Below are 25,781 nucleotides of genomic sequence, written 5' to 3'. Positions count from 1 at the left end.
TGTTTGTGATGCGCAAAGATACTTTATAATGATTGAATAGGAAAACGCTATTTTATTTTCGTTAAAACTTCTCTGGCAACGGCTTTATAGGCCGCCGAATGTGCTGCATAATCCTTGTTTAGAATGATTTGCAGTTCCGGATGAATCCAGTCGTGATGGTTTCCTAAAACGTATAAAGTTCTGATGGAGTAGGCTTTTGCGGCTACTTTTGTGTCGTTTATAAGCCAGTCAAAAGAGGCTTCGATACAATCCTGAAGGTTTTCTTCTGAAAGTAAAATGCTGTTTTCGTTTTTCTTATAATGCGATTTTACTAAAAGCTGAACGATTTTTGCAATGGGACGGATCGCACTTTCGTCTTTTAAGATTTTAAGATTCGAACAGAAAAAATCAAGATGGGATTGAAGCCAGATCAATTCTTCGTAAGAGACAAACTCTAAAATCCAACACGCTTTATGGTTGTTTTTGTCAAGAGGAGAAAAGCAGATAGAAAGCAATTCTTTGAATTGATCCTTGTTTTCTAAAACGTCCTGTGCGATTTTAAGCCGGTTTTCCCGGTAAGCTTTTAAATAGTTAAGTTTTGATTGGAGTTCAGAGGACATTTGTTTGGGTTTTAAATACGCAACTAAAATAGGTAATTTAGTGAGAATATCTCATAAAATTTGTAGGAATATCAGTCTGATGAGGTGAAGGCAAAGCAGTATCGATTATTGTACTATTAGATTGAAGTCAGGAAGCACGTTTTTTAGTCGCAATCAAGTCGTCATCGGGAGAAAATTTACAGGTTTCTGAGTTCGGTGTTTCGGTCTTTTATGAGGTGTTATGGTTTTAGATTTTACTTAAGGTTTTGAAGAGTAATCGTTTAATCGGAATCGAAATATTTCGAACTTAAAATTAGTAATTGGTAGGGGATGTTAAACAATCTGAAAAAAATTAACTCACCGTGTATTTTGATACTGTCCTTTGGTTGTAATTCTGTATCTTTGCGCATTATTTTAAATATGAAAATAATGATACAACTTCACGATAAACAATTTGTTCCGTTTATTTCGGCAAAAGAAATTGATTTTGCTTTAACGAAAATAGTTGCCCAAGTAGAAGATGATTTTGGAGATGATACGCCAATTTTTATTGGGGTTTTGAATGGCGCATTTATGGTTGTGGCCGATTTTCTGAAAAAATATAAAAGCCCATGTGAAGTTTCATTTATCAAAATGGCCTCTTATGAAGGGACAGAATCAACAAATTCTGTGAAACAAATAATAGGGATTAATCAGGATTTGACTGGCAGAACCGTAGTGCTTATCGAAGATATCGTGGATACAGGAAACACGATTGAGGAATTAAAAGCACTGTTTAAGGCACAAAATGTAAAACATTTTAAGATCGCCACTTTGTTTTTTAAACCTGAAGCTTATAAAAAAGACATTAAGATTGATTATGTCGGGATCAGGATTCCGAATAAGTTCATTGTTGGTTATGGTTTAGACTACGACGGTTTGGGAAGAAACCTGCCAGAAGTATATAAAGTAGCCGAATAAATTTTAAAACACAAACACACAACTATATATTCATTTTAAACTTCTTTGAAAATAAGAAGTCAAGCAACACTCACACTTATTATGATTAACATTGTTTTATTTGGAAAGCCTGGAGCGGGAAAAGGAACTCAGGCAGAATTTTTAAAAGAAAAATACAAATTAACACATCTTTCAACCGGAGATATTTTTCGTTTTAATTTAAAAAACGATACAGATTTAGGTAAAAAAGCAAGAGTTTTTATGGATAATGGAGAGTTGGTACCTTGCGAAGTAACAACTGCAATGTTAATTGACGAAGTGAAAAAACATCCGGATACTGCGGGATTTTTATTCGACGGTTACCCGAGAACGCTAGATCAGGCGGAAGCTTTAGATAAATTTTTGCCAACAATTAATTCAAGCGTAACAGCGACAATTGCGTTAGAAGCGGATGATGAAATTTTGGTAGCTCGTTTGTTGGAAAGAGGAAAAACAAGCGGAAGAGTGGATGATCAGGACGAAGAGAAAATTCGCGTGAGATATCAGGAATACAATGAAAAAACAGCTCCATTAATTGGATATTATAAAACACAGAATAAGTTTCATGCGGTAAACGGTATTGGAACTATCGAAGAAATTACAGAACGATTAACGTCAGTTATAGATAATTTGTAGAAGCTTTTTCCGGCTGTCGTTACATCCCGAGGGTTATTGGGATATAAAAAACTATTTTTCCATACCATAAAATGAGCTTCTTCGGGTTGCTGTTTTTTGGGAGGAAAAATTAGTTTTTTTTAGCTTTTAGCTTTTGACTTCCGGATGGTAACACAGGTGAACTGTAAATTATTATTTTAACGACTATTAAATAACGAATCAATTACAAATTGGAAATACTAATAATATTTTTTCTAATTCTATTAAATGGAGTTTTCTCCATGTCTGAGATTGCATTGATCTCAGCAAGGAAAAACAGATTGGAGACTGCAGCAAAAAAAGGGAATAAAAGTGCCAAAATAGCACTGGATCTGGCCAATTCTCCAAATAAATTTTTATCAACCGTTCAAATCGGAATTACCTTAATCGGAATTTTAACCGGTATTTATTCGGGTGATAAAATCACAATGGATGTTGAAATATTTGTGAGTGGATTTGGAGTTTTAAAACCATATGCGCATTCTGTCGCAGTTGGTATTGTAGTAGTTGTTTTGACTTTTTTCTCTTTAGTTTTAGGGGAATTATTGCCAAAACGAATCGGGTTAAATTATCCTGAATCTATTGCGAAAATGGTAGCAATGCCAATGAAAATAGTCTCGATTATTACAGCGCCATTTATTTGGTTGTTGACATCATCGACTGATTTTCTGTTGAATGTTTTGCAAATTAAACCCACAGCAGACGGGAAAGTTACAGAAGAAGAAATTAAAGCCATTATTAAAGAAGGAACTGAAGGCGGAGAAGTTCAGGAAATTGAACAGGATATCGTGGAACGTGTTTTTCATATTGGTGACCGAAAGGTAAATTCGTTAATGACACACCGTAAATCGGTAGACATGTTGCCCTTAAATGCAGATAAAGCCAAAATAAAAGAGCTGGTTTTGCAGGACTTGCACACAGTTTACCCGGTATATAGTGACAACTACGATGATATTGTCGGGATAGTTACATTAAAAAATATATTCGCCAATATTGAAAGCGATCATTTTGATTTAGCGGCAATTATGATTGAAGCTCCTTATTTAATGGAGCAAACAACAGCTTACAAGGCATTAGAGAATTTCAAAAAAACAGGAATTCATTATGCTATGGTTTCAGATGAATATGGTGTTTTTCAAGGTATAATTACCTTAAATGATATATTAGAAGCCTTAGTTGGTGATGCGTCTGATTTTTATAAAGACGAATTCCAATTAATAGAAAGAGAAGACGGTTCATGGATGGTAGACGGACATTATTCGTTACACGATTTCTTAACCTATTTTGAGCTGGACGAATTAACAAACGATTACGAGGTAAATACCGTAAGCGGAATGATTATGACGGAACTTTCTCATATTCCAAAAGAAGGGGAGAAATTAATCTGGCAAAAATTTGTTTTAGAAGTCATCGATATGGATGGCGTAAAGATTGATAAAGTGCTGGTAAAAGCGCTAAAAGAGTAAAGAGAATTTGTTTTAGGTTTTATTCTGTTTCAAGTTTCAAGTTAAGTGTGATATACCAACTTGAAACCTGAAACTTTAAACTTTAAACTATACATAAACAAAAAGAAAATAGTTTTCAGTTTCAGTTTTCAGTCACATTTGTGCTGAAAACTGCGACTGCGACTGAATACTAAAAACAATGACAGAGGGAAATTTTGTAGATTATGTTAAGATATATGTTTCTTCCGGAAAAGGAGGGAAAGGATCTACACATTTACATAGAGAGAAATTTATTGAAAAAGGAGGTCCGGACGGTGGTGACGGAGGACGTGGTGGACACGTATATTTAGTGGGTAACAAAAGTCTTTGGACATTGTTTCACCTAAAGTTCGCGCGACACGTAAAAGCAGGTCACGGTGGTGATGGAGGAGGAGATCGTAGTACCGGTGCCGACGGAGATGATAAATTTATCGAAGTACCTTTAGGAACTGTTGTAAAAGATAAAGAAACAGGAGAAACCCTGTTTGAAATTACCGAAGACGGAGAAAAAAGAATCCTTTCTAAAGGTGGAAAAGGTGGTTTAGGGAACTGGCACTTTAGAAGTTCAACCAATCAGACTCCAAGATACGCACAACCTGGTTTACCGGGAGTAGAAATGGATGTTATTCTGGAACTTAAAGTTTTGGCAGATGTTGGTTTGGTAGGATTTCCAAATGCAGGAAAATCGACTTTATTGTCTGTACTGACTTCTGCAAAACCAAAAATTGCAGATTATCCGTTTACGACTTTGAAACCCAATTTAGGAATTGTGGCCTACAGAGATTATCAATCTTTTGTAATTGCTGATATTCCGGGAATTATTGAAGGTGCTGCTGAAGGAAAAGGATTAGGTCATTATTTCCTGCGTCATATCGAACGTAACTCAACATTATTGTTTTTGGTTCCTGTTGATACACCGGACATTAAAGCGGAATACGATATTTTGGTAAACGAATTAACAAAATACAATCCTGAGATGTTGGACAAAGAACGTCTTTTAGTGATTTCAAAATGCGATATGCTGGATGATGAACTTAAGGCTGAATTAAAAACAGAATTAGACGTTGCTTTCAAAGATATTCCTTATATGTTTATCTCTTCTGTGGCACAACAAGGCTTAACAGATCTTAAAGATAAACTTTGGAAGATGTTGAATGACTAAAAAGTAATACACTATTTAAAAGGTGTTCTGGAAACAGAACACCTTTTTTGTTTTTGATACTGTTAAATTCGTAAAAAAACGCCAATAATACTTCGTTCTACACAGTTTTAAGAACTTCAACGATTAGATAATTGCGAAAATGAGCTATATTCGCATGACTTAAAATAATTGACATGAAAAAAATAATTTTATTCTTGTATAGGCTATTAAACAATAGTTCTAAGTAGATACAATATAAAAAAGGTCGAAAACTCCAATAAAATCAGTACTTCACAACAAAAAAGGTCGTATTTTGAAACAAAACAAAATTTCCAATTAAATGCTAATAAGTGTCTATTATATACCAGTAAAAAAGCGATTAATTACGTGTGAATGAAAAGAATTACGTCATATCACTTAAAACGCCTTAAAATTACTTGTAACAAGGTCTTAAAGCATATTTACGCATAAAATAAGCCTCCTAATTAGAGGCTTTTTTATTTGATTTATTTAGTTAATTAAAAACACATAAAAAACAGTTTTTTTATACAGGGTGGACAGTTGGGTGGACAGTTGGATAGACAAAACAATAAAAATATAAACAAGTTTATATATTGTTTTTTGTAGTTTATATTGTGTTTTTGCATAAATGTTACAAACTCACGGCACTTAATAACACAAGAAAAACCATTTAAGCCCCGTTTTTACTGGGTTTATCAAAGGTTAAGGTAAAAAAAAACGTTTATTTGTTGCTATATATAGCTTATTTTGTTCTTTATTGATTCTTTTTGCTTTTTAAACTTTCTATTTCCTGCTCGAGTTTCCCGATGTATTTATTTTGCACCTCTAACATTTGGTTTTTATCCTTTAAGGTGGATTGTGCTGTTTTTAAATCTTTTTTCAATAGTTCTACTTCCTGACAATTTAATTCTTCTTTAAACATCGTTTTTTGTTCATTTAAAGATTCTTTATTGTTTTTCCTTAGCATTTGTCCTTTTCCAGTTAAAAGCCAGTTAGCGTCAATATCTTTACATTTTGTAATAATTAGCTCGTAATTTATACTTCCTCTTTTATGCCAAGATGATAAAGTACTCTGATTTATTCCTAAATATGAGGCGAAATCAATATCTTTTTTGAATCCAAGATGTTTTTTTATTTCATTTATAATCAATGATTTATCCATTAAAAAGTAAATTATATTAAAAATAATATTTAAATATGTAATTTATATTGCATATTGTAATATATTTGCACTGTTAGTATTTCAATTTTTAACAAATATATGGAACAAAAAGATATAGAAAACATTAAGACATTAATAAAATCAAAAATTGAAATTGGCGATTATATTACATTAAGTAAAGTTTTAGGTTTAAAAAGAGAGACAGTCGTGTCTAGATTTAATAGGAATGATGAAAATACAGTCTTAATAATGAAAAAAATAATTAAGGAAAAAGAAGTGCTAATTAATAAAGTCAAAAAATATGCTTCCCATTTATATTCTACATAAAAAAAGAATATGTATAAAAAAAAGCTACCTAATTAGATTTTTAGATATTGACAAAGAAGTACTTAATAGTATTGTAATATTCAAAGAAAGACAGGGTGCTATGAGTACACTTTACGAATTTAATAGGTTACCATTTCCAATTAGGGATTTAATAATAGAAGTTTTTGGAAGCTATCATAACCAAAAGGTAATGAAGGATTTTGAAAGAACCGACATAAGTAAAATGCTTGCAAAAGTATATTTATTTGAATTGAAAAAGAGGAAAAGAGAAACTAAAATTTTAAACAAGTAATTTTTTTTCAGCGTATAATACAGGGTTCGACACTAATAAAAAACAAAAAAGGTGGCTTCTACTAAAAGCCACCCTTAGAAATGCTAAAAACGAATTTTTAACAAAATTAGAAAAACAAAATTATGAAAACATTCACACAAAACCAAAACACCGCTTTAATTCCAGTTATCGAAGAAAATAATGATTTATTAAAAGCGCCATCTCACGCATTAATAACCAACGTTGTTTTAAGAAATGGCAAAATTGCGCCAATCATTACAATGTTTAATTGCATTGATTTTGATTTTGAAGAAATGAAAATAGGGGTTGATATGGCACTTAATCGTCAAGAGCAATTTAGAAAAAATGCAAGATCTATTCAAACAACTCTTTGTAGAGTTGAATTAGGCAAATTAAAACCCGTAGCGATATATCCCAAAAAAATAATGGGTAATTAAATAAACTGGTATAAGTATCAGCGATTAAAAAAAACTCTAATTAAACTAAAATAACATTCTAAATGAAAAACCCATTTACTACCATAACTAAGCATTTTTTAGATGAACAACTAAGCGTTGTGAAAGATGTTAAGTATTATAAGCTTTTAGGAATGACCTACTATACAAAAACAGTTTTTACGCCCGTTGAAATTCAAATTTGTGATTCAGGAATAGAGGAAAATGAAATTTATGATTTCAACTAAATTTCTAAAACAATAATCACAGAACACAATGACATTTAAAAACTTTCTCACGGTAATTATAGCTTCTGACCACAACCCAACCGCCTTTAATAAGGCGGTTTTGGTGTTTTAATAAGTGAATAACAAATCGATGCGAACAAAAATTTAAACGTGGTTTAAATCAGAAATAAATAGCAATTAAAAAGGGTTTAACAACGGCAATCAAACAATTATAAAGTAGATTTTAATAAGTAATAAAATATAGTAACAAAATGGATAGAGAATTACGCCTTGAAGAACTTCAAATGATTTTAGAGTATTGCACCGCCAAAAACAAAACTGTTTTTTCAATTGGCGAAAGGATTTGCATTAACCAAGAGCGGGGCGTACTTATGAATGATGATGTAATAATAAATTTTCCTTTTGCGTACTCCAAAAAATTACAATCAAAAATAGATTTCACTTTATCTAAAATAGAAAGTCAAAAATTAATTTAAAAACTAAGAATATAAAAAAGTAAAAGGAATTTTAATAATAGTAAAAAATATAAATGATATGGCAGTAAAAAAGCAAACGTTTTTAATACACGATGAAAGTGTAAATAGCTACGGGTTTTCAATTCTAACCGCTGGAATGGATTTGACCCGATTTAAACAGAATCCAGTAATGTTTTATCAACACGATAAAGCACTTGACGTTATTGGAAAGTGGGAAAACATAACAGTAAAAGGTACACAAGTTTTTGCTGATGCGGTTTTTGATATGGATGACCCGTTGGCGATTAAGATTGCGAAAAAAGTTGAAAACGGTTTTCTTAACGCTACCTCTTTAGGTGTTGAATTTCCCGAAGAGCCACCCCTCGACGGTGTAGCTAAAAAATCAGTCGTTATTGAATGCTCAATCGTTGCAATACCGTCAAATGCAAATGCGGTTAGGGTTAGTAGTGAGTTATCAAAAAATACCGTAAAATACAATCTATACCGTAGAACGTACTTAAAAACTCCAGCGGATTTGAACACTAAACTTATTCAACTGTTGGATTTGAAAAGTAATGCAAAGGATGATGAAATTTTCACAGCAATTGAGGAATTAAAAAAACGGGTTGACGAACTAGGAAATGAAAGGACTGAGGAATCCGAAAATTTAACAAGTTTAGCAATTCAACTAAAAATTATTCCCGCCAGTTTAAAACGTGTCCAGTTGATGGCTTTCAAAGGCGACTTTGTTTCTACAAAAAAAGATTTGCAAGCTCTTATTACAGAAGCAACCAATAAGGACGTTACACGAGCGAACCACAGTTTAATAAAAAGTGTTGTTTTGGGTCACAAAAGCACAAAAACAGAGTTAAGCGACCTTACCGATAAGCCACGAAGCGAATGGACATTACAAGATTATAGAAAACACGCTCCAAAAGAACTTGAAGACGACCGAGAACTTTACAACAAACTAATTAAAGAAGAGTATAACAATTAAATTTTAAATATTAGAGATTATGAGTACATTGAATAAACAAGTTTGGACTAGCCAAATTATGGAAAAATTTTACCCTGAGGCATCGTTTTTAAATTATGCAAAAGACATGACTGCATACGTAGAAAACGACAAAATCAATTTAGCTGATTGCGGTTTTGACCCCGAGGTCTTAATTAATAATACAACTTATCCTATTCCGATAGTTGAGAGAGCCGACATGCCTATATCTCTTGAACTGGATTTCTACGAAACTAAAAACACTTTAGTTAGAAATCCTGAAACGGTAGAGCTGGCTTATGATAAATTAGAAAGCGTTATTTACGGACATAGAAACGCATTAAAATCTTCAACAGGACAAAAAGCGGCACACGCTTATGCTCCCGCTAGTAATACAGTAGATACTCCTATTCTTATTACTACAGGAAGTGACAATGGAGAAGGATTTAAAAGATTAGTTCCTGAGGATATTTTGAAACTAAAAAAGAAATATGATTTATTAGATATTCCTTTTGAAAACAGATATTTAGTGCTTGACCCAAATCATTTAGAGGATTTAATTCTTTTCGACTTAAAATCTTTCAAAGATATTACGGACTTTGTTAACGGACAACCTAACCGATTTGCAGGATTCAATATTTTGCAATATACCAAAACGCCAAAGTATAATGTTTCAACGTTAACAAAACTTCCTTGGGGTGCGATAGCAGATTCTAACACAACTTTCGGCTCATTTTCTTTTAGTTCTGAGGAAGTAATGAAGTGCGACGGTAGTGTAAATATGTACGAGCGTATTAATGATCCAGAGCAAAGGGCTACTATAGTAGGTTTTGATAAAAGGTTTTTGGCTATGCCTATTAGAAACAAAGCCCTTGGTGCTATAATTTCTGCTAAAATTTAAGATTTATGAATGCATATGAATTTATTATATCAATGAAAAACATGGCATCATCGTCGCTTACTCAAATAGCGGCGAGTGTTGGCATGACTAATAATCGAGTTCAAGGATTAAACGGTACTTTTAGAAGTACCGAAAGTTCTTCTAGCTCTTTTTTCAATTCTATGGGTTCGGGCTTTAAAACAGTAATTGGCTTAGTCGGAGCGTTGGGTATTTCGCTTGGTGTCGTTGCGGGAGTCAAGGCTATTTTTAATATGGGGGTGGAAATGGAGCAAACGAACGTTAAATTTGAAGTCTTGCTCGGTTCCGTCGGGAAAGCCCGGGATATGCTCGGGCAACTTAACGAATATGCTAATGCCACGCCTTACAGTAATGACGGAATTATTAAAGGTGCTGAAACAATGCTTGGTTTTGGTATTGCTCAGGAGAAAGTAATGGGTAATATGAAAATGCTCGGGGATGTTGCAATGGGTAATCAGGAAAAGTTAAACGGTTTATCACTCGTTTACTCACAAGTTATGGCTACTGGTCGTTTGATGGGGCAGGATACCTTACAAATGATTAATCAAGGTTTTAATCCACTTCAAATTATATCCGAAAACACGGGTATATCAATGAGTAAATTAAAAGATAAAATGGAACAGGGAGCTATATCTTCGGGGATGGTTGAGGAAGCGTTTAGGCTTGCAACTTCGGAAGGTGGGCGATACCATGATATGGCAAAAAAGATGGCTGAATCTGCGGGCGGTAAATGGACTACTATGATAGGAACATTTCAAAATAAAATAAGCAGAATTGGAATGGCTTTTGCAGAATGGATAAAACCTTTATTTGATATTGGTACGGCAATAGGCGAAAGCATTATTCCTTTTGGTCATGCTGTAGCCGATGTTGTTAAATGGATTATTGAAGCAAAACCTTTAATGTTTTTCTTTGGAGCTTTGGTTACTACATTAGGGATTTCTTTTGTTGCGGCTAATGCAGGTTTTTGGGTGTTTTCAGCTCAATTTGCTTTATTTGAGGCACGGCTTTGGTTAGCTACAGCCGCTCAAAGTGCCTTTAACCTTGTAATGAGTATGAACCCTATTGGATTGGCAGTTATCGCCTTTGCGGGCTTGATTGCCATTGTTTGGGCGTGTTGGAATCGCTTTGAGGGATTTCGGGGTGTCATAATGGGAACTTGGGAAGTACTGAAAGGCTTTGGAACTGCAATTAAAGATTATGTGATTAATCGCTTTCACGATTTATTATCAGGTATTACAGGAATAGGTAGCGCATTGATGGCATTTTTTAAAGGCGATTTCAAAAATGCTTTTGATATTGGTAAAAAAGCCGTAGGCGATTTAATGGGAGTTGATTCAAAAAAGAAACTCTTTGACGATGGACTAAAAGCGGCTCGAACATTTTCCAAAGGTTATAATGATGGTGTTCACATGAAGGCTAAAGAAGTCGGAATAAAAACCGCTGATGATAAAAAAACTACTCCTGATTATCTTAAACAAGAGAAATCTAAAGTTTTTGCTGACTTGATGAATGATACGGGCAAAAAGAAAAAGCGAAAAGGAGAAAAAGACGATAACATTGTATCAGGAGGCTCTAAAATGACAACCATTAATGTAACTATCCATAAGCTACAGGATGATACAAAAATATTTGTTGAAAACACCGAAAAAGGAATTGAAAGATTAGGCGAAACGGTGCAAGAAATATTATTAAGAGCAGTAAATAGTGTAAACCAAATGCAAACCAGTTAATTTAATTTATGGAGAGTAAACAAGAACGTATAAAAAGGAGAAATAAAGACATACGAACTAGCTTTGAAAAGAAAACGAAAGCGCAAAAAAAATGGACGGTTGATGCCGTAATAGAAAGTATTGCAACTGATTTTTATTTGTCTGTTAGAACTATTAATGCGGTTATAGCATACGAGGGAATTTACAAATAAAATATTACGTATATTTGCATTGTCAGGCTTGCGGGTCGGGCAAAGCTCAATAGAATAACATTATGCTAATCTATTGTTCGATAGCATAAAAAAGCCCCAATTGGGGCTTTTTTTGTTTATTCTCGTATTAGCTCAATTTGTCTAAAAAAAGAATCTAATGCGCTTGGTTCGAGTACAGCCACTTACCACAAAAAAAAATTATGTATATTTGCATAGTCAGACCTACGTAGTCGGGCAAAGCTCAATAGATAATATTATGCTATGTCTATTGTTCGATAGCATAAAAAAAAGCCCCAATCGGGGCTTTAATTGCTTTTTAAATGACGTTTAAAAATTTCTATGTACGTCTGAAAAATGGAAATTTTGTTTTTTCAAAGTGGAAATTTTGATTTTTCGATTATACTTGACCATGTGCCTAATGGCTTTTCCTGTAAGAGCTGATGAAGGAATGTGGTTTTTGATGTTTATCGAAAGATTAAACCATAGAGATATGGAAAAAATGGGCTTGCAATTAACAGCCGAAGAGATTTACAGTATTAATAATCATAGTTTGAAAGATGCTATTGTACAATTTAACGGAGGTTGTACAGCCGAAATCGTTTCTAAAAGCGGTTTGGTTTTAACCAATCACCATTGTGGTTATAATGCTATTGCAGAACTTTCGTCTGCAGAAAAAAATTATTTGAAAGATGGTTTTTGGGCAAAAGAAAAAAGTGCCGAGATGAAACCAAAATCATTATACGTTCGTTTCTTCGTTCGTATGGATGACGTTTCGAAAAGAATATTGTCTAAAGTTGATGATAAAATGACGGAAACAGAAAGAAACAAAATTATTCAACAAGAGATCGCTTTGATTGAAAAGGAGAATAATGAAGGTGGAAAATATACAGTTTCTGTTCGTCCTTTCTTTCAAGGAAATGAATATTACTATTTCGTTTACCAAGATTATACTGATGTACGTTTAGTGGGTACACCTCCTGAAAGTGTTGGTAAATTTGGTGGAGATACAGACAACTGGGAGTGGCCGCGTCAAACTGGAGATTTCTCTATGTTTAGAGTGTACGCAGACAAAAACGGAAATCCTGCAACTTATTCTAAAGATAATGTGCCTTTACAGCCTAAACATTATTTACCGATAAGTCTTAAAGGAGTTAAAGAAAATGACTTTGCTATGATTTTGGGTTACCCGGGAAGAACAAACCGTTGGATGCCGGCAGGTGGAATTGAGCAAAATGTAAAATTTGCTTACCCTGCATGGGTTGAAGGTGCTAAGACCGGAATGGACCAAATGAAAAAGTATATGGATAAAGATGCTACTGTTCGTTTACAGTATGCTTCTAAATATGCGTCTACAGCTAATTACTGGAAAAACCGTCAAGGAATGATTGATGCTTTGACTAAAGCAGGAACAGCAGCTACTAAAGAAGAGCAAGAAGATAAGTTTTATGAGTGGGCAACTAAGCCGGCTAATAAAGAAAAGTACGAGAATGTAATTCCGACTATTAATGAGTATTACAGAAGTACAAATGTAAAAGTAGTTCATGATAACTATTTAACGCAACTGATGCGTACTTCAAGTTATGCAAATGGACCTGCAAATTTAGGAAATGCTTTGATTGCTTACTACAACGAGAATGATGCTAAAAAAGCAGAAATGTTACCTAAGATCAACGCAATGATTGATGGCATTTATGGCGATTTTTATGCTCCACTTGAAAAAGAGGTATTAACAGCACAGTTAAATTTATACGCTGCTAAAGCAACTGAATACGGTTTAGCCCCACAAGTAGCTAAAATGAAATCATTGAATAATGGTGATTTTACAGCAGACGTTGCAAAAGCAACTGAAACAAGTTACTTTACTTCTAAAGAAAAAATAGTGGCGTTTATGGCTGATCCAAAACCATTGGCTATTGTACACGATCCTTTATATATTATCTCTACTGACTTGTTGACAAAATACCGTGCTAAATCTGATGATCAAGTAAAATCTGATGAGGCTTTTGCAATTGCTTACAGAAAATTAGTGGAAGGTTTAAGAGAATCTAAATTAAATACGATTCAATACCCTGATGCCAATTCAACTTTGAGATTGACGTACGGAAAAGTTCGTGCTTTGCCGGAAGACAAACGTAACGATGCTAAAATCAACAATTATACTACCATGGAAAGTATGGTGAAAAAGTACAAAGCAGGAGATCAGGAATTTGATTTACCGGCAAGATTGTTAGAATTAAACAAAACCAAAGATTACGGACAATATGCTGATAAAGCAGGATACATGCCAGTAAACTTCCTTACGGATAATGATATTACAGGTGGGAATTCAGGTTCACCGGTTCTTAACGGAAAAGGAGAATTAATTGGTGTTGCTTTTGACGGAAACATTGAAGCTATGGCCGGAGATGTTATTTTTGACTCTAAATTACAAAGAACCATCAACGTAGATATTCGTTATGTACTTTGGATTATTGACAAATACGCAGGTGCCAAAAACATTATTGATGAAATGACAATTATAAAATAATTCGATTTTTTTATAAAATAGACCCGGCAGGTTTTCAAAACCTGTCGGGTTTTTTGTTTTAAATAGGTGAAATAATTTCTAAAGAGTAAACTAAACCTAACAGGTTTTCAAAACCTGTTAGGTTTCTTTAGTTACCTTATTATTATTATTATTATTATTTGACCTTCACCCGAATTCCTCTAGTGTGGCTGGTAAATTCCGGTGCATACATACTCTCGATTGTGGTAATACCATTAGAAAATTCACCACTGTTATTGACACGGATATTATATTCTATTACATAAGTCCCTTTGTTTATTTTGTCAAAAAACAAATGTGTTGCGGCGTCTTTTGTACTGGTGTAGTAACCCAATCCATCTCTGTATTGGTATTTTGAAAGCACATCGACAGGTTCAAAACAAGAAGCACGCATGTCTTTTAAGTGTACGAATTCGGTATCTTCTTTAGAGGTGATAAGCAATCTTACGGTTATCAGATCACCAATTTGTAATGGCTTTTCGGCTGTTATTTTTTCGAGTTCATTTCCTTTTATAGTACTCTTATTATGATACAGTTCCTTTGATACGGATAAAACCGCTCCGGTATTGGTTTTGATTTTATCTAAGTCTTCAAAATATTGCCAGTAAATACCACCAAAACCGGGAACATTAGATTTGTTTTCGATTTTTACTGTAGCCATTTCTTTTTTGACTTCGTCTGCTTTCCAATTCAGTTTGAGGTAACCTGTTTCGGCTTCTTTTTCGTTTTCAGTTAATTTTTTGGTCATGATTTTTTCATCCCCAAGTGTAATAACAGTATTGTCTTTTACACTAAGCCAATCTGTTCCTTGTAACAATAAGGCATAAATGGCTTCGGTCGTAGATTTTGTTGTGGGCCAGTTTTTAGTCTGTTTGTTTTTTAGCAACCAGACTTTCATGGCATCGACAGCTTTGGTATCGTTGTTTATTTCGCTGAAAGCTTCAATCAATAGAGCTTGTGTTTCTATTGGTGCCTGATACCAGTACCAACCCGATTTATTGGCAATCCAATACATTCCCCAATCTTCGTTGTTGGAGGCAGTTTCTTTTAGACTTTCCAGGATTGTTTTGGCAGCTGCTTCGTCTCCAAAACGGTTTAATGTTAAAGCCGCTAATCCTTTTTCATATAGAGAATAGGTTAGCCAGTTTTTTTTGGCGGTATCGAGATACATTTTGGAAGCCTTTTTTAAAGTATCTGAAAGCGGGTAGTTCTCTAAATAAAAACTTCTCGCATACAAATGGTGTAAATCAGCATTTGGGTTAATCCAAAGCAGTTTGTCGGCAGCTTTTAGATTTTTGGTTTTTAGTTTGTAATTTTCCAGAAACTGTTGGTCTAAATAGGGGATTGCTGTTTTTGCAATGGCATCCATTTTAGAAAGATTGTCTTTTGTTTTACTCAATTTAGATAAATGGCCTAAACCTGCCAAAATATGTCTGGTGATATAGTTGTTTTCATCACTTCCGTCAAACCAAGGGAATCCTCCTGAGCTCTTCTGTTTTTGTTTTAATTTTTTGAAAGTCGTTTCCTGAGATACTTTCATTTTCTCTAAATCAAATAACAGGGCTATGTTTTTCTTCTTTTCGTCTTCAGTTTGAGCATCATTAAACCAAGGGGTTTCAGCTAGAAGTATCGATTTTAATTCTTCATTTTCTTCTAATTTTGAATTCAGTTTTCCTTTTTTTCTCCAATTTTCAAAAACGGTGGCGATTTTGGGATTACTCGAAATAATCTCTGTCGCCAATGCGTTGGCATAGAATCGCGCGAAAGTTTGTTCGGCGCATTCATGTTCGTATTCCATTAAATAAGGAAGAGACTGAATCGCAATCCAAGAGGGATTGGACGTATATTCTAAAGTAAACTGATGATTTCTTAAAGTGGTCGAAGTATTGTTTTTTAGATTCTCAAAAGTGTATTCTTTTTTAGAATTTTCACGAACCCAAATCGGAATACTTTCTGTAACCAGCATATTGTTGGTCAGAACAGGAAGAATGTTTTCTTCACCATCAGAGAAGTTTCCGGATTTGGCCAGGATTTTATATTGAACCCCTTGTAATCCTTCCGGAATAGTTATTGTCCAGCTTGCTGTCGTGTTCCCCAAAGCCCCAACGGAGAAGTTTTTAACGTTTTTAGCATTTAGCATTTTGGCATCGATTGGTTCCATAGTGGTGGCATCAAAAAATTGTAAAATGGCGATTCCGGTTTTGACTTCATTCGTAATATTCGAAATCTTAGCAGTAATTACAATGGTATCTTTTTCTCTTAAAAAACGTGGAAAATTAGGTAAAACCATCAAGTCTTTTTGAGTGATTACCGTTTTTTCTAAGTACCCCGAAGCTGCCTCTTTATTATGGGCCAGTAAACGAAGTTTCCAACTTGTTAAAGCTTCCGGAGAAGTAAAGTTGAAACTTACATTCCCTTTAGCATCTGTTTTTAGATGAGGCAAAAAGAATGCCGTTTCAGAGAGGTTTTTTCTTGGTTTGACTTGTAGTATAGCATTTAATTCTTCATTTTTAGAAGCCTGTAATCCTGTAATTCTCTCTTCTAAAGATAATGATGCACTGGCACTGCTATAAACCGAATTGTCTTCTTCGACTACTGAGGCGGCAAATGATTTTTTTACTTTTCGTATACCATAGCCAACTACGATGACTTTTTCCAGAGCTGAATCTTCCACTTCCAGTATAATATTTATTTCTTTTTCAGGACCAATAGTTTTAATTTGGTTTTTATAACCAGGGTATGAAAATTCGAGATTTTCATTCTCACCGGCTTCGATTTGGTAATATCCATCAAAATCAGAAGTGGTAGCTCTATTAGTGCCTTTTATTTTGATAGTGATTCCCGGCAAAACTTCGGCGTTATCAGATACAATTCCGAAAACCATTTTTGCATCAGATGGCTTTTTGGCTTTATTAGTAAGATAGTTTTCGTATTCTTTAAGTGAGTAAGGATTGTTGGTATTATTAAAATTAAAGCCAAACCACATTAACTCAGTTCCCTGATTATAGAATTGGATATGGTTTAAATCAGTATTTAAATTATTTATTGAAGAATATGTTTTTTGGAATCCAAAATGATTTTTGTATCCTGAATTATAGTAAGAATGGAAATTAGGGAATTTTAGCAAGTGCCAATCTTCTTTATCAAATTGGTCTAAGGATTTGTCATACATAGCTGCCAGAATTTCTGATTCTAAAGTTGTATTGGATGCGGATAATTTAAAAGACCAGTTTTCCGGTTTTCCGGGTTCAATTTTATTTCTGAAACTTTTTATTTCAAATTGAAGTTTTGGTTCTTCATTTTTTAGGGTAACGTCCAATTGATTTTTGAGTTCGGCATTGTCAAAAACACTCGTGAAATAGATCGTAATCGTGTTTTCGAACTCTTTTTGTAGTGGAATTGTTAAAGAAGCTTCATTATCTTTTACGATGACATTTTCTTCAAAAAAAGACATATCTCTATAATAAGCAGAGCCGTTTATATACAAGTTAGGAATTTTACTATGAATTTTAATTTTTAAAAATCCATCTTTTTTTGGGTCGGAATTTGTTTGCTCAACTGTGAAAAGTTGGTTCGGAATTGTTTTTTCTGAACTATGAATGAGATTAAAAAGAGAGCTGTTTTCTATGGTAGTGTTAAATTGGTCTGTGGCGACAAAAGTAACTTTGTAGTTTCCGGACGGGTACTCAGCCATAAAGTCTAACGGGATTTCCCGGTTTTTTCCGGTATCTACTTTGTGGGTATAGACTAATTCCCCTGTTTCTTTCTCAGAAAGCGGTTTTTTATTTTGCTCAAAAGGGAATAATCGATCAAATTCAGTATCTGAAATTGACTGTATTTCTGGTTTTTCCCATATTCTGGGTTTGAATTTGTTTTCTGATTTTCGCAAACAATAAATTTTAATTTCGCCTTGCGTTGCGGCAAATACGCCATTTAAGTTTTCGCTTTCTAGTTTTAAAGTGTTTTTCTCTTTTGTTTTAATAATGCTTGGAAGTATTGTTTTTAGTTTTAATCCATGATATCCAACATTACCAATTAGTTGCTCAATAGTATGTGTTTCTCCGTTGATATCCGTTACGGTAGCTCTAATTCGATAACTAAAAATTGGTAAAGTTTCTTTTTTTGGTTCAGGATCTGGTTTTGCGATAAAATCAATTGTGAATTTCCCTTTGTTGTCCGTCTTGGTTTCGGATTGGGATATTATTTGCAATTTTCCTCCATAATATTCATAGTCGTCATACCGGTTAATCTTATAAGTTTCCTGACGAATTTCATAGGAGACTTTGGCATCGGTAATGTTTGCGCCTGTAAAAGAGGTCGCGTTTCCGGTTATTGTTACTTTTTGATTGACAGCATAAGTCTTTGCCAAAGGATCTATACTGATTTCAAAAGTTGGTTTTTTGTATTCTTCCATTCTAAATTTTAAAGAGGAATTCTCAAAATCAACATAATCCCAAAACGAAGGTTTTTCTTTTGTTTTACCATTTATACTGTCTTTTTCGTAATCTTTAGGTCTTTCTGCGGTAATCGAAAAATTTCCGGTTATTCCATTTTTCGGTAAAGTAAATTCACCTGAAAAGGAACCGTATTCATTGCTTGTCAAGTTGAATTCCTTTAGAACTGATCGATTGGCATCAAGAATACTAATTTTAAAAACACAATCAGAAACAATTGTAGATTGAGTTGCTTTTTTCTGAAAAGCGATTCCTTTAAAATAAACGGTTTGACCCGGACGATAAATGGCTCGGTCTAAGTAGAATTTTACTTTGCCTTTTGTAGTTTCATTTACGCGATATTCGTTAGAAACTTGTATTTGGTTATTATACAGAGCCAGGCTGTCGTTTTCTTTGGTTAACGTTAAATTTAGATACGAACTTTCAATACCGTCTTTTTCGTAAATAAGAATCCCGGTTTTATCTGTGTGACCAGTGAATTTATCCGTTTGGATCTTTACATTTTCTATAGGTTGCCCGGATTTTCTATCCAGTACCTGATAATATTCTTTTTTGTCTTTTATTTCTGTCAGAACGGTAAAATTACTTACGGTAAGGGTTTCAGAAGCAAAAGCTTTACTATCTTTTTTATTGTTGTTGCTTTCGAAAAATACTACATAGTTACCTGTTTTTAAATTGGGCAGGATGATTTCTGTAGTATGTTCAAAATAGTCTTTAGGATTTTTTAAAATGTAATTTTTCTTAGCTACAGGAATGTGATTTAAAAGCAGATGATTTAAGACGCTGTCTTTTTTTGCGTAGGAATAATGGAAAAAATTAATTTGACTAAGATCTATTTTGTAAAAACTTATTTTTAGACTGTCAACATTTTTATAGGTAAGGAACGCTCTGGTGTTTTGATCGGGATAAGTGTATTTTTCAAGTTGAATTTGTAACGATTTTGAATTGATGTAGTGTTTTTTCTCAATGGCTTGTTTGTACGCGTTAGATCGATTATTGATTTTTAGGATACTGTCTAAAGTTGCAACAGCTTTAATTTTATAATCGGAATGTAGGTCTTTAAATGCATTTTGAATAAGGATTTCCGCTTTTTCTAATTGAGTTTTTTGTATAATTAGTGTATCCGTTGTACTTTTTTGAATTTTAGTAAGCGCATTGATGTAGTCGGTATCAGCTTCAAATATAAAATTTTTGCAGAATAGGACACGGTCAAATGTATTTTCGGCAGATGGTGTGTTTTTTTCTAGTTTTTGGTATAACAAAAGGAGATTTTGAAGGTCTGGACTGCTGACAAAATCAAAATTTATTTTTGTAAAGTCGTCAGATTTTCCATAAAGTTCTTTTTTATAATTTAAAAATTGATCTCTTTTGATTTCCCAGGTAGCCAATCTTTGCTTAAACAGAAATATATATTCTTTTAAAATGTAATGAAATAAAGTATTAGTTTTAAATTTTTCTTTTGTTGAATAATCAAAAATAGATTTATATTGGCTTAAAGAAGTATTCTTTAAAATGTTTTCATTTTCGAGCGTTTGTTTCAACGAACTGTTTATTTGATCTTTAAAGTTGATTTCGGTCCAGGTCAAAAAATCTGCATCAAAAGTTACGGTGTTTGTACGGTTGTTGATTTGATATCTGTTTTGCGTGAAGTACTCATCCAGGCATTTCGCATAAACTAAATTTAAAATAGCCCTTGAAGGAATAGTAATTCTACTTATGTCTTTTTTTAGATTATTTACTATTTTAGTTTGAGCGTTTTCTTCAAGGATTTGCATGTACTTCGATTGATAGAAAAAGCATTTTATTATTTGAACTTCATCTTTGTCGAGTACTGCTTTTTTATAGATTTTAGCAACTATTTCATTAGCGGATTTTATTTTGCCTGCTTTTTCGTAAAAAACAACGTTATCCCATTTTTTGTCATTTTGTTGTCCAAAAAGTGTTGTAGAGAGCAATAAGAATAAAAATAATATATTTTTCATAGCAGCGTTTTAATGTATGATGACCTTTTTAAAAGAAAGGTTGGGAAGTTCTTAGAATATTTTTCACCCAAAGTAGCAATTTATATCTAAAAGCAAATGATACATTTTATATTTCCTTATTTTTGAAACATGAAACAACTGCTACTTCTATTTTTGCTTTCGCCATTAGTAATGTGCTCGCAATCTAATTTCGAAAAGGGAGAGAAGTTGTTTCACGCAAAAAAATACGATGAAGCGCAAAATCTGTTCGAAGAGGTTTTGAAAAACAAACCATCAGATACAAAGGTTATAGAGTATTTAGGTGATATTGCTTCTTATAATAAATCGTGGGAAGAAGCGGTTGGATATTACAAAAAACTGAAAGAGTTAAAACCAACGGAAGCTAATTATTATTTTAAATATGGCGGCGCTCTTGGAATGCGGGCTTCAGAAGTAAATAAATTTAAAGCTTTAGGAATGGCAACCGAAGTGCGGGAATCATTTGAAAAAGCTATAGAACTCAATCCAAAACACCTTCAGGCTCGCTGGGGATTGATCGAATATTATTTGCATTTGCCCGGTATTTTTGGAGGAAGTGAGACTAAGGCAATTTCTTATTCAGTAGAATTAATGCAATTGTCTGTGGTAGACGGATACTTGTCAAAAGGAAGGATTGAAGAATATTTTAAACGCTATAACTCGGCCGAAAAATATTATATGAAAGCGAATGAAATTGGTAAATCAAAAACTACGTTTCAAAAATTATATAATTTATATTTGAACAAATTAAAAGACCCTAAAAAAGCTCGGGAATTAAAACAAAAATTTGAGACCTAATAAATAGATTTTTAAAGTATTACGGTTCGGAATTTAAGATAAAATTGGAATTTAAAATGAAAACACATTTCATCGCTATAGGCGGAAGTGCCATGCATAATCTGGCATTAGCATTGCATAACAAAGGATATCAGGTGACGGGAAGCGATGATGCTATCTTTGAACCGTCAAAATCAAGGTTAGAGAACAAAGGAATTCTTCCTGCTGAATTAGGATGGTTCCCTGAAAAAATCACGACGGATCTTGATGCGATAATTTTAGGAATGCACGCAAAGGCAGATAATCCGGAATTGCTAAAAGCACAGGAATTGGGTTTGAAAATATATTCTTATCCGGAATTTTTATACGAACAATCTAAAAATAAAACCCGTGTTGTAATCGGTGGTTCGCACGGAAAAACGACTATAACTTCGATGATTTTGCATGTTATGCATTATCATAATATAGAAGTGGATTATATGGTTGGAGCACAATTGGAAGGTTTTGATACCATGGTGCATCTTACTGAAGAGAATGATTTTGTGGTTTTAGAAGGTGATGAGTATTTGTCCTCTCCAATCGATAGAAGACCAAAATTTCATTTGTACCAACCTAATATCGCTTTGATTTCTGGAATTGCATGGGATCATATTAATGTTTTTCCAACCTATGAGAATTATGTGGAGCAATTTGAAATCTTCATTGGTAAAATTACAAATGGTGGAATTTTAGTTTACAACGAAAATGATCCTGAAGTAAAACGTGTTGCCGAAGCAGCAACAAATCCAATTCGTAAATTAGCTTATGAAACTCCCGAATATACTGTTAGTGATGGGGTTACTTTACTAAAAACTCCGGAAGGAGATATGCCTATTGAAGTTTTTGGTGCACATAATTTAAATAATCTTGCCGGAGCTAAATGGATTTGTCAAAACATGGGGGTTGATGAAGCCGATTTCTACGAAGCCATAGCTAGTTTTAAAGGAGCATCTAAACGTCTGGAGAAAATTGCAGAAGGAAAAGGAAAGGTGGCTTACAAAGATTTTGCGCATTCGCCAAGTAAGGTAGCTGCTACTACCAAAGCGGTAAAAGAACAATATCCGAACAGAACTTTGGTAGCGTGTCTGGAATTGCATACCTACAGTAGCTTGAATGCTGAGTTTCTAAAGGAATATGAAGGAGCACTGGAATATGCCGATGTGGCAGTGGTGTTTTATTCTCCCGATGCTGTTAAGATTAAACAGCTTGAAGAAGTTACCTATGAACAAATTGCAAGTTCATTCAACAGAAAAGATTTAATTATTTATACTAATCCTGTTGAATTTAAGGAATACCTGTTCAATTTAAATCTCGAGAATTCTGCATTGCTTTTGATGAGTTCAGGGAATTACGGAGGATTAAATTTTGATGATGTTAAAGGACTAATCGAATAGCCTTTATCTAAATATTTTTTAAGAGCCAATTGACAGTTTGTTAGTTGGCTTTTTTATTTGACATATTTATAATGTCCTACTATTTCATAATTAAATAAACAATCTTCCAAAACCTGGCCGCCGCCAACATTGTGTACGATCAGATTTCGTTTTCCGTCTTTTGATTTTTTGTTGGTAACAATTCCAATATGAGGAAGTTTGCCATTGATCATCCAGGTTACTATTTCACCTGTTTTATAAGCAGACGGATCTTGGCTAATGTTAAGTTTCTGCCCCTTTCGTTCAAAGTAAACCTCTAGATTTGGAACTCTTCTGTGATCTATGTTAGGGTCTGTTTTTGTCATTCCCCATTTTTCTAAATTGGGATAGGCAGAGAAGTTTGCAATCATATTTTCGTGCACTTCTTTTTGTAAATCGATACCCAGTTTTCTGTAGGAACGAATGATAACATCAGTACAGACGCCTTTATTTTTAGGAACATCTCCATTAGGATAGGGTATAGAAAAATAAGCAGGATCATATTCTATTGTGGGGTCAATGATCGAAATTGCGGCATCAGATAGTTTTTCTTCAAATTTTTTTATCGCCTGATTTGAAGTCAATGAAATTATTTTACTCTCCTTTTTTTGTTGACAGGAATAGGATATAATTAAAAGGAAAAGAATAGAAAAGTATTTCATCGTTTTTTATTTAAATGTAGGAATAATTTAAATGATAATTTATGTTTATTTTGAATGAATTTTCTTAGTTTTTATTTAAATTTGAAGGATAAGATATTTACCTAAATTTTTACAGATGGAAGCGATACATTTCCCTATAAGAAACTGGTCAGAAGACGACAGACCACGTGAAAAGTTAATGCTAAAAGGCAAAAGTGCTTTGAGCGATTCAGAATTAATTGCAATTTTAATTGGATCCGGTAACAGAAACGAATCGGCCGTTGATTTAAGTAAAAGAATCTTGACCACTGCTGATAATCTCAGTGCATTGGGCAAAATGTCGATTCCTCAATTGATGAATTTTAAAGGAATAGGAGAGGCGAAAGCAATCAGTATTGTCGCTGCTTTAGAATTGGGGCGTCGCCGTAGAAGTGAGGATTCTGTAGAATTGATTAAAATTACATCCAGCAAGTTGGTCTTTGAGATTATGCAACCCATAATTGGCGATTTACCACATGAAGAATTTTGGGTTCTTTTTCTAAATAATTCGAATAAAGTAATTTTTAAATCACAACTAAGTAAAGGAGGAATAGCAGGTACAATTGTTGATGTACGCCTAGTTTTTAAATTAGCTTTAGAAAAAGGTGCTACAGGCTTGATTTTGTGTCATAATCATCCTTCGGGGGCATTATCTCCAAGTGATGCAGATAAGAAAATTACAAAGACATTAAAATTGGCAGGAGACAGCTTAGATGTTAAAGTTTTAGACCATTTGATTATTACTGAAACAAAATATTATAGTTTTGTAGATGAAGGAATTTTTTAATATATGAACACTACTATTACCGATATCTTTTTTGATTTAGACCATACACTTTGGGATTTTGATAAAAACTCTGAGATGACTTTTAATCGTATTTTTAAAGAGAAATCTCTAAACATAAACACAGCCGATTTTATTGATAAATATGTGCCGATAAACCAAGCGTGCTGGAAACTGTACCAACATGATAAAATCACACATCAGGAATTGCGATATAATAGACTGAAATTTTCTTTTGATGAATTAAACTATGAAATTTCGGATGAAGATATCGATTTAATCGCAAATGAGTATATCGAGCTCTTAACAGAGAATAATCACCTTTTTGATGGTGCTATTGAAGTATTGGAATATTTGAAGCCAAAATACAAATTGCACATTATTACCAATGGTTTTGCCCAGGTTCAGGATAAAAAAATAAATAATGCAGCTCTTGGGGGGTATTTTAGCACGATCACTAATTCGGAATTGGCAGGTGTAAAAAAGCCAAATAGTATTATCTTTGATTATGCGCTCAATTTAGCTCAAACTACTAGGGAAAATAGTATTATGATAGGTGATGACCTTGACGCAGATGTTAATGGTGCTTTAAATGCAGGTTTAGATGCTATTTTTTTTAATGATAAAAAGATTGAAGCCCCGACAAATTTTAAACAAATAAATCATTTATTAGAACTTAAAAAATATTTATAATTATGAAAATTAAATTTTTACTGACAGCACTTTTATTTTCGGTTATTGGATTTTCACAATCCGTTAATGATTATAAGGCTGTCATTATTCCGTTGCGATATGATTTTGTTAAAACAGATAATCAGTACAGATTGGCAACTAGAACTAAATCAAATTTGCTTAAAGCCGGTTTTAATGCATTTTATATCAATGAAGAAATCCCTGCAGAATTAAACGATCGTTGTCAGCTTTTATATGTTGATGTAAAGAAGGAGGGTGGTTTTTTAGTAACGAAGCTTTTTGTTGAATTAAAAGATTGTTATGGGAAAGAGATTTACACTTCGGAGATTGGAAAAAGCAAAGAGAAGGATTATGAAATTGCCTATAGAGAAGCACTTGATGGCGCTTTTGTTTCGGTAAATAGTTTACATTATAAATATAGCGGAAATCTGGTTGCAGCTCCTGTAACGAGGGTGAACACTGTTGCGTCTTTACCTGTGGTTGCTACCGCTGCTGTTGCAACTACTGCTGCTGTAAATACTGTTGCAGCTCCTGTTGCAGACATTTCAGATCCAAATTTACTATACGCACAGCCAACAGAAAACGGATATCAGTTAATTGATAAGACTCCAAAAGTAGTGATGAAATTGTTTAAAACGTCTCGCTCGGATTCTTTTATAGCAATAAAGGATACTGTTCAGGGTACATTAAATGCTAAAGATAATCAATGGTATTTTGAGTACTATCAAAACGATAAACTGGTATCTGAAAAAGTTACGGTTAAATTCTAAATAATAAGATCTGGTT

General features: G+C 33.5%; 23 protein-coding genes. 19 read left to right on the top strand and 4 right to left on the bottom strand.

The genetic code is table 11. The features are described 5' to 3' along the window. Positions 1 to 47 precede the first annotated feature (47 nt). Positions 48 to 599: a hypothetical protein gene (locus LNP23_RS02140; protein WP_230003432.1), complete on the bottom strand. Its 552-nt coding sequence runs from the start codon at positions 597 to 599 to the stop codon at positions 48 to 50. A gap of 408 nt (positions 600 to 1,007) precedes the next feature. Here LNP23_RS02140 and hpt point away from each other — a divergent pair, with 408 nt between their 5' ends. The 4 genes from hpt to obgE all read left to right on the top strand — a co-directional run bounded on the left by hpt (position 1,008) and on the right by obgE (position 4,856). Continuing rightward, positions 1,008 to 1,538 carry a hypoxanthine phosphoribosyltransferase gene (gene hpt / locus LNP23_RS02135; protein ID WP_230003430.1) on the top strand — a complete coding sequence of 177 codons (531 nt, stop codon included), beginning with the start codon at positions 1,008 to 1,010 and terminating at the stop codon, positions 1,536 to 1,538. Positions 1,539 to 1,619: 81 nt separating this feature from the next. Beyond that, positions 1,620 to 2,192, top strand: a complete 573-nt coding sequence (locus LNP23_RS02130; RefSeq protein ID WP_230003428.1) for an adenylate kinase — start codon at positions 1,620 to 1,622, stop codon at positions 2,190 to 2,192. Positions 2,193 to 2,401: 209 nt separating this feature from the next. After that, positions 2,402 to 3,676, top strand: coding sequence for a hemolysin family protein (locus LNP23_RS02125; protein ID WP_082210587.1), 1,275 nt, complete (start codon positions 2,402 to 2,404; stop codon positions 3,674 to 3,676). Between the two features lie 178 nt (positions 3,677 to 3,854). Further along, positions 3,855 to 4,856 carry a GTPase ObgE gene (obgE, locus tag LNP23_RS02120; RefSeq protein ID WP_047774347.1) on the top strand — a complete coding sequence of 334 codons (1,002 nt, stop codon included), beginning with the start codon at positions 3,855 to 3,857 and terminating at the stop codon, positions 4,854 to 4,856. Between the two features lie 754 nt (positions 4,857 to 5,610). On the opposite strand, the gene LNP23_RS02115 is transcribed toward obgE, so the two are convergent. Next, a complete protein-coding gene (locus LNP23_RS02115) occupies positions 5,611 to 6,006 on the bottom strand; it encodes a helix-turn-helix domain-containing protein (protein WP_230003426.1) in 396 nt (131 codons plus the stop codon). A 111-nt stretch (positions 6,007 to 6,117) separates the two neighbouring features. Here LNP23_RS02115 and LNP23_RS02110 point away from each other — a divergent pair, with 111 nt between their 5' ends. The 10 genes from LNP23_RS02110 to LNP23_RS02065 all read left to right on the top strand — a co-directional run bounded on the left by LNP23_RS02110 (position 6,118) and on the right by LNP23_RS02065 (position 14,138). After that, positions 6,118 to 6,345 (top strand): hypothetical protein, encoded by a 228-nt coding sequence (locus LNP23_RS02110; RefSeq protein WP_230003424.1) that lies wholly within the window; start codon positions 6,118 to 6,120, stop codon positions 6,343 to 6,345. After that, the gene (locus tag LNP23_RS02105) at positions 6,320 to 6,637 is read left to right on the top strand and encodes a hypothetical protein (protein WP_230003422.1); all 318 of its coding nucleotides are present in this window, start codon (positions 6,320 to 6,322) and stop codon (positions 6,635 to 6,637) included. The genes LNP23_RS02110 and LNP23_RS02105 overlap by 26 nt, the downstream gene beginning before the upstream one ends. Positions 6,638 to 6,759: 122 nt before the next feature. Then, positions 6,760 to 7,074, top strand: a complete 315-nt coding sequence (locus LNP23_RS02100; RefSeq protein ID WP_230003421.1) for a hypothetical protein — start codon at positions 6,760 to 6,762, stop codon at positions 7,072 to 7,074. A gap of 62 nt (positions 7,075 to 7,136) precedes the next feature. Next, the gene (locus tag LNP23_RS02095) at positions 7,137 to 7,319 is read left to right on the top strand and encodes a hypothetical protein (protein WP_230003419.1); all 183 of its coding nucleotides are present in this window, start codon (positions 7,137 to 7,139) and stop codon (positions 7,317 to 7,319) included. Between the two features lie 251 nt (positions 7,320 to 7,570). Beyond that, positions 7,571 to 7,795, top strand: a complete 225-nt coding sequence (locus LNP23_RS02090; RefSeq protein WP_230003417.1) for a hypothetical protein — start codon at positions 7,571 to 7,573, stop codon at positions 7,793 to 7,795. A gap of 58 nt (positions 7,796 to 7,853) precedes the next feature. Next, entirely contained in the window at positions 7,854 to 8,771 is a 918-nt protein-coding gene (locus LNP23_RS02085) for a hypothetical protein (RefSeq protein WP_230003415.1), read from the top strand. A 58-nt stretch (positions 8,772 to 8,829) separates the two neighbouring features. Continuing rightward, the gene (locus tag LNP23_RS02080; protein WP_230003414.1) at positions 8,830 to 9,669 is read left to right on the top strand and encodes a hypothetical protein; all 840 of its coding nucleotides are present in this window, start codon (positions 8,830 to 8,832) and stop codon (positions 9,667 to 9,669) included. 5 nt (positions 9,670 to 9,674) lie between these two features. Further along, complete coding sequence (locus LNP23_RS02075; protein WP_230003412.1) at positions 9,675 to 11,420, top strand: tape measure protein; 1,746 nt, start codon at positions 9,675 to 9,677, stop codon at positions 11,418 to 11,420. Between the two features lie 8 nt (positions 11,421 to 11,428). After that, positions 11,429 to 11,611 (top strand): hypothetical protein, encoded by a 183-nt coding sequence (locus LNP23_RS02070; RefSeq protein ID WP_230003410.1) that lies wholly within the window; start codon positions 11,429 to 11,431, stop codon positions 11,609 to 11,611. A gap of 409 nt (positions 11,612 to 12,020) precedes the next feature. Next, a complete protein-coding gene (locus tag LNP23_RS02065; RefSeq protein WP_428979174.1) occupies positions 12,021 to 14,138 on the top strand; it encodes a S46 family peptidase in 2,118 nt (705 codons plus the stop codon). Positions 14,139 to 14,292: 154 nt separating this feature from the next. Here the strand turns inward: LNP23_RS02065 and LNP23_RS02060 are convergent, their stop codons facing one another. Beyond that, a complete protein-coding gene (locus LNP23_RS02060) occupies positions 14,293 to 20,592 on the bottom strand; it encodes an alpha-2-macroglobulin family protein (protein WP_230003406.1) in 6,300 nt (2,099 codons plus the stop codon). Between the two features lie 129 nt (positions 20,593 to 20,721). Between LNP23_RS02060 and LNP23_RS02055 the strand changes: the two genes are divergently transcribed. Both LNP23_RS02055 and LNP23_RS02050 read left to right on the top strand, forming a co-directional pair. Continuing rightward, entirely contained in the window at positions 20,722 to 21,408 is a 687-nt protein-coding gene (locus tag LNP23_RS02055; protein WP_230003404.1) for a tetratricopeptide repeat protein, read from the top strand. Positions 21,409 to 21,464: 56 nt separating this feature from the next. Next, positions 21,465 to 22,820: a UDP-N-acetylmuramate--L-alanine ligase gene (locus LNP23_RS02050; RefSeq protein WP_230003402.1), complete on the top strand. Its 1,356-nt coding sequence runs from the start codon at positions 21,465 to 21,467 to the stop codon at positions 22,818 to 22,820. 53 nt (positions 22,821 to 22,873) lie between these two features. On the opposite strand, the gene LNP23_RS02045 is transcribed toward LNP23_RS02050, so the two are convergent. Beyond that, positions 22,874 to 23,500, bottom strand: coding sequence for a DUF1287 domain-containing protein (locus LNP23_RS02045; protein WP_230003400.1), 627 nt, complete (start codon positions 23,498 to 23,500; stop codon positions 22,874 to 22,876). A gap of 115 nt (positions 23,501 to 23,615) precedes the next feature. Here LNP23_RS02045 and radC point away from each other — a divergent pair, with 115 nt between their 5' ends. The 3 genes from radC to LNP23_RS02030 are packed head-to-tail and all read left to right on the top strand — an operon-like array spanning position 23,616 to position 25,765. Beyond that, a complete protein-coding gene (radC, locus tag LNP23_RS02040; RefSeq protein WP_230003399.1) occupies positions 23,616 to 24,305 on the top strand; it encodes a RadC family protein in 690 nt (229 codons plus the stop codon). 3 nt (positions 24,306 to 24,308) lie between these two features. Next, positions 24,309 to 24,995, top strand: a complete 687-nt coding sequence (locus LNP23_RS02035; RefSeq protein ID WP_230003397.1) for a YjjG family noncanonical pyrimidine nucleotidase — start codon at positions 24,309 to 24,311, stop codon at positions 24,993 to 24,995. 2 nt (positions 24,996 to 24,997) lie between these two features. Next, complete coding sequence (locus LNP23_RS02030; protein WP_230003395.1) at positions 24,998 to 25,765, top strand: hypothetical protein; 768 nt, start codon at positions 24,998 to 25,000, stop codon at positions 25,763 to 25,765. Positions 25,766 to 25,781 lie beyond the last annotated feature (16 nt).

Source organism: Flavobacterium cupriresistens (assembly GCF_020911925.1).
GTDB classification, from domain to species: domain Bacteria; phylum Bacteroidota; class Bacteroidia; order Flavobacteriales; family Flavobacteriaceae; genus Flavobacterium; species Flavobacterium cupriresistens.
Note: the sequence above shows the minus strand (reverse complement) of the source record. Positions and strands in the feature narration are given on the sequence as shown.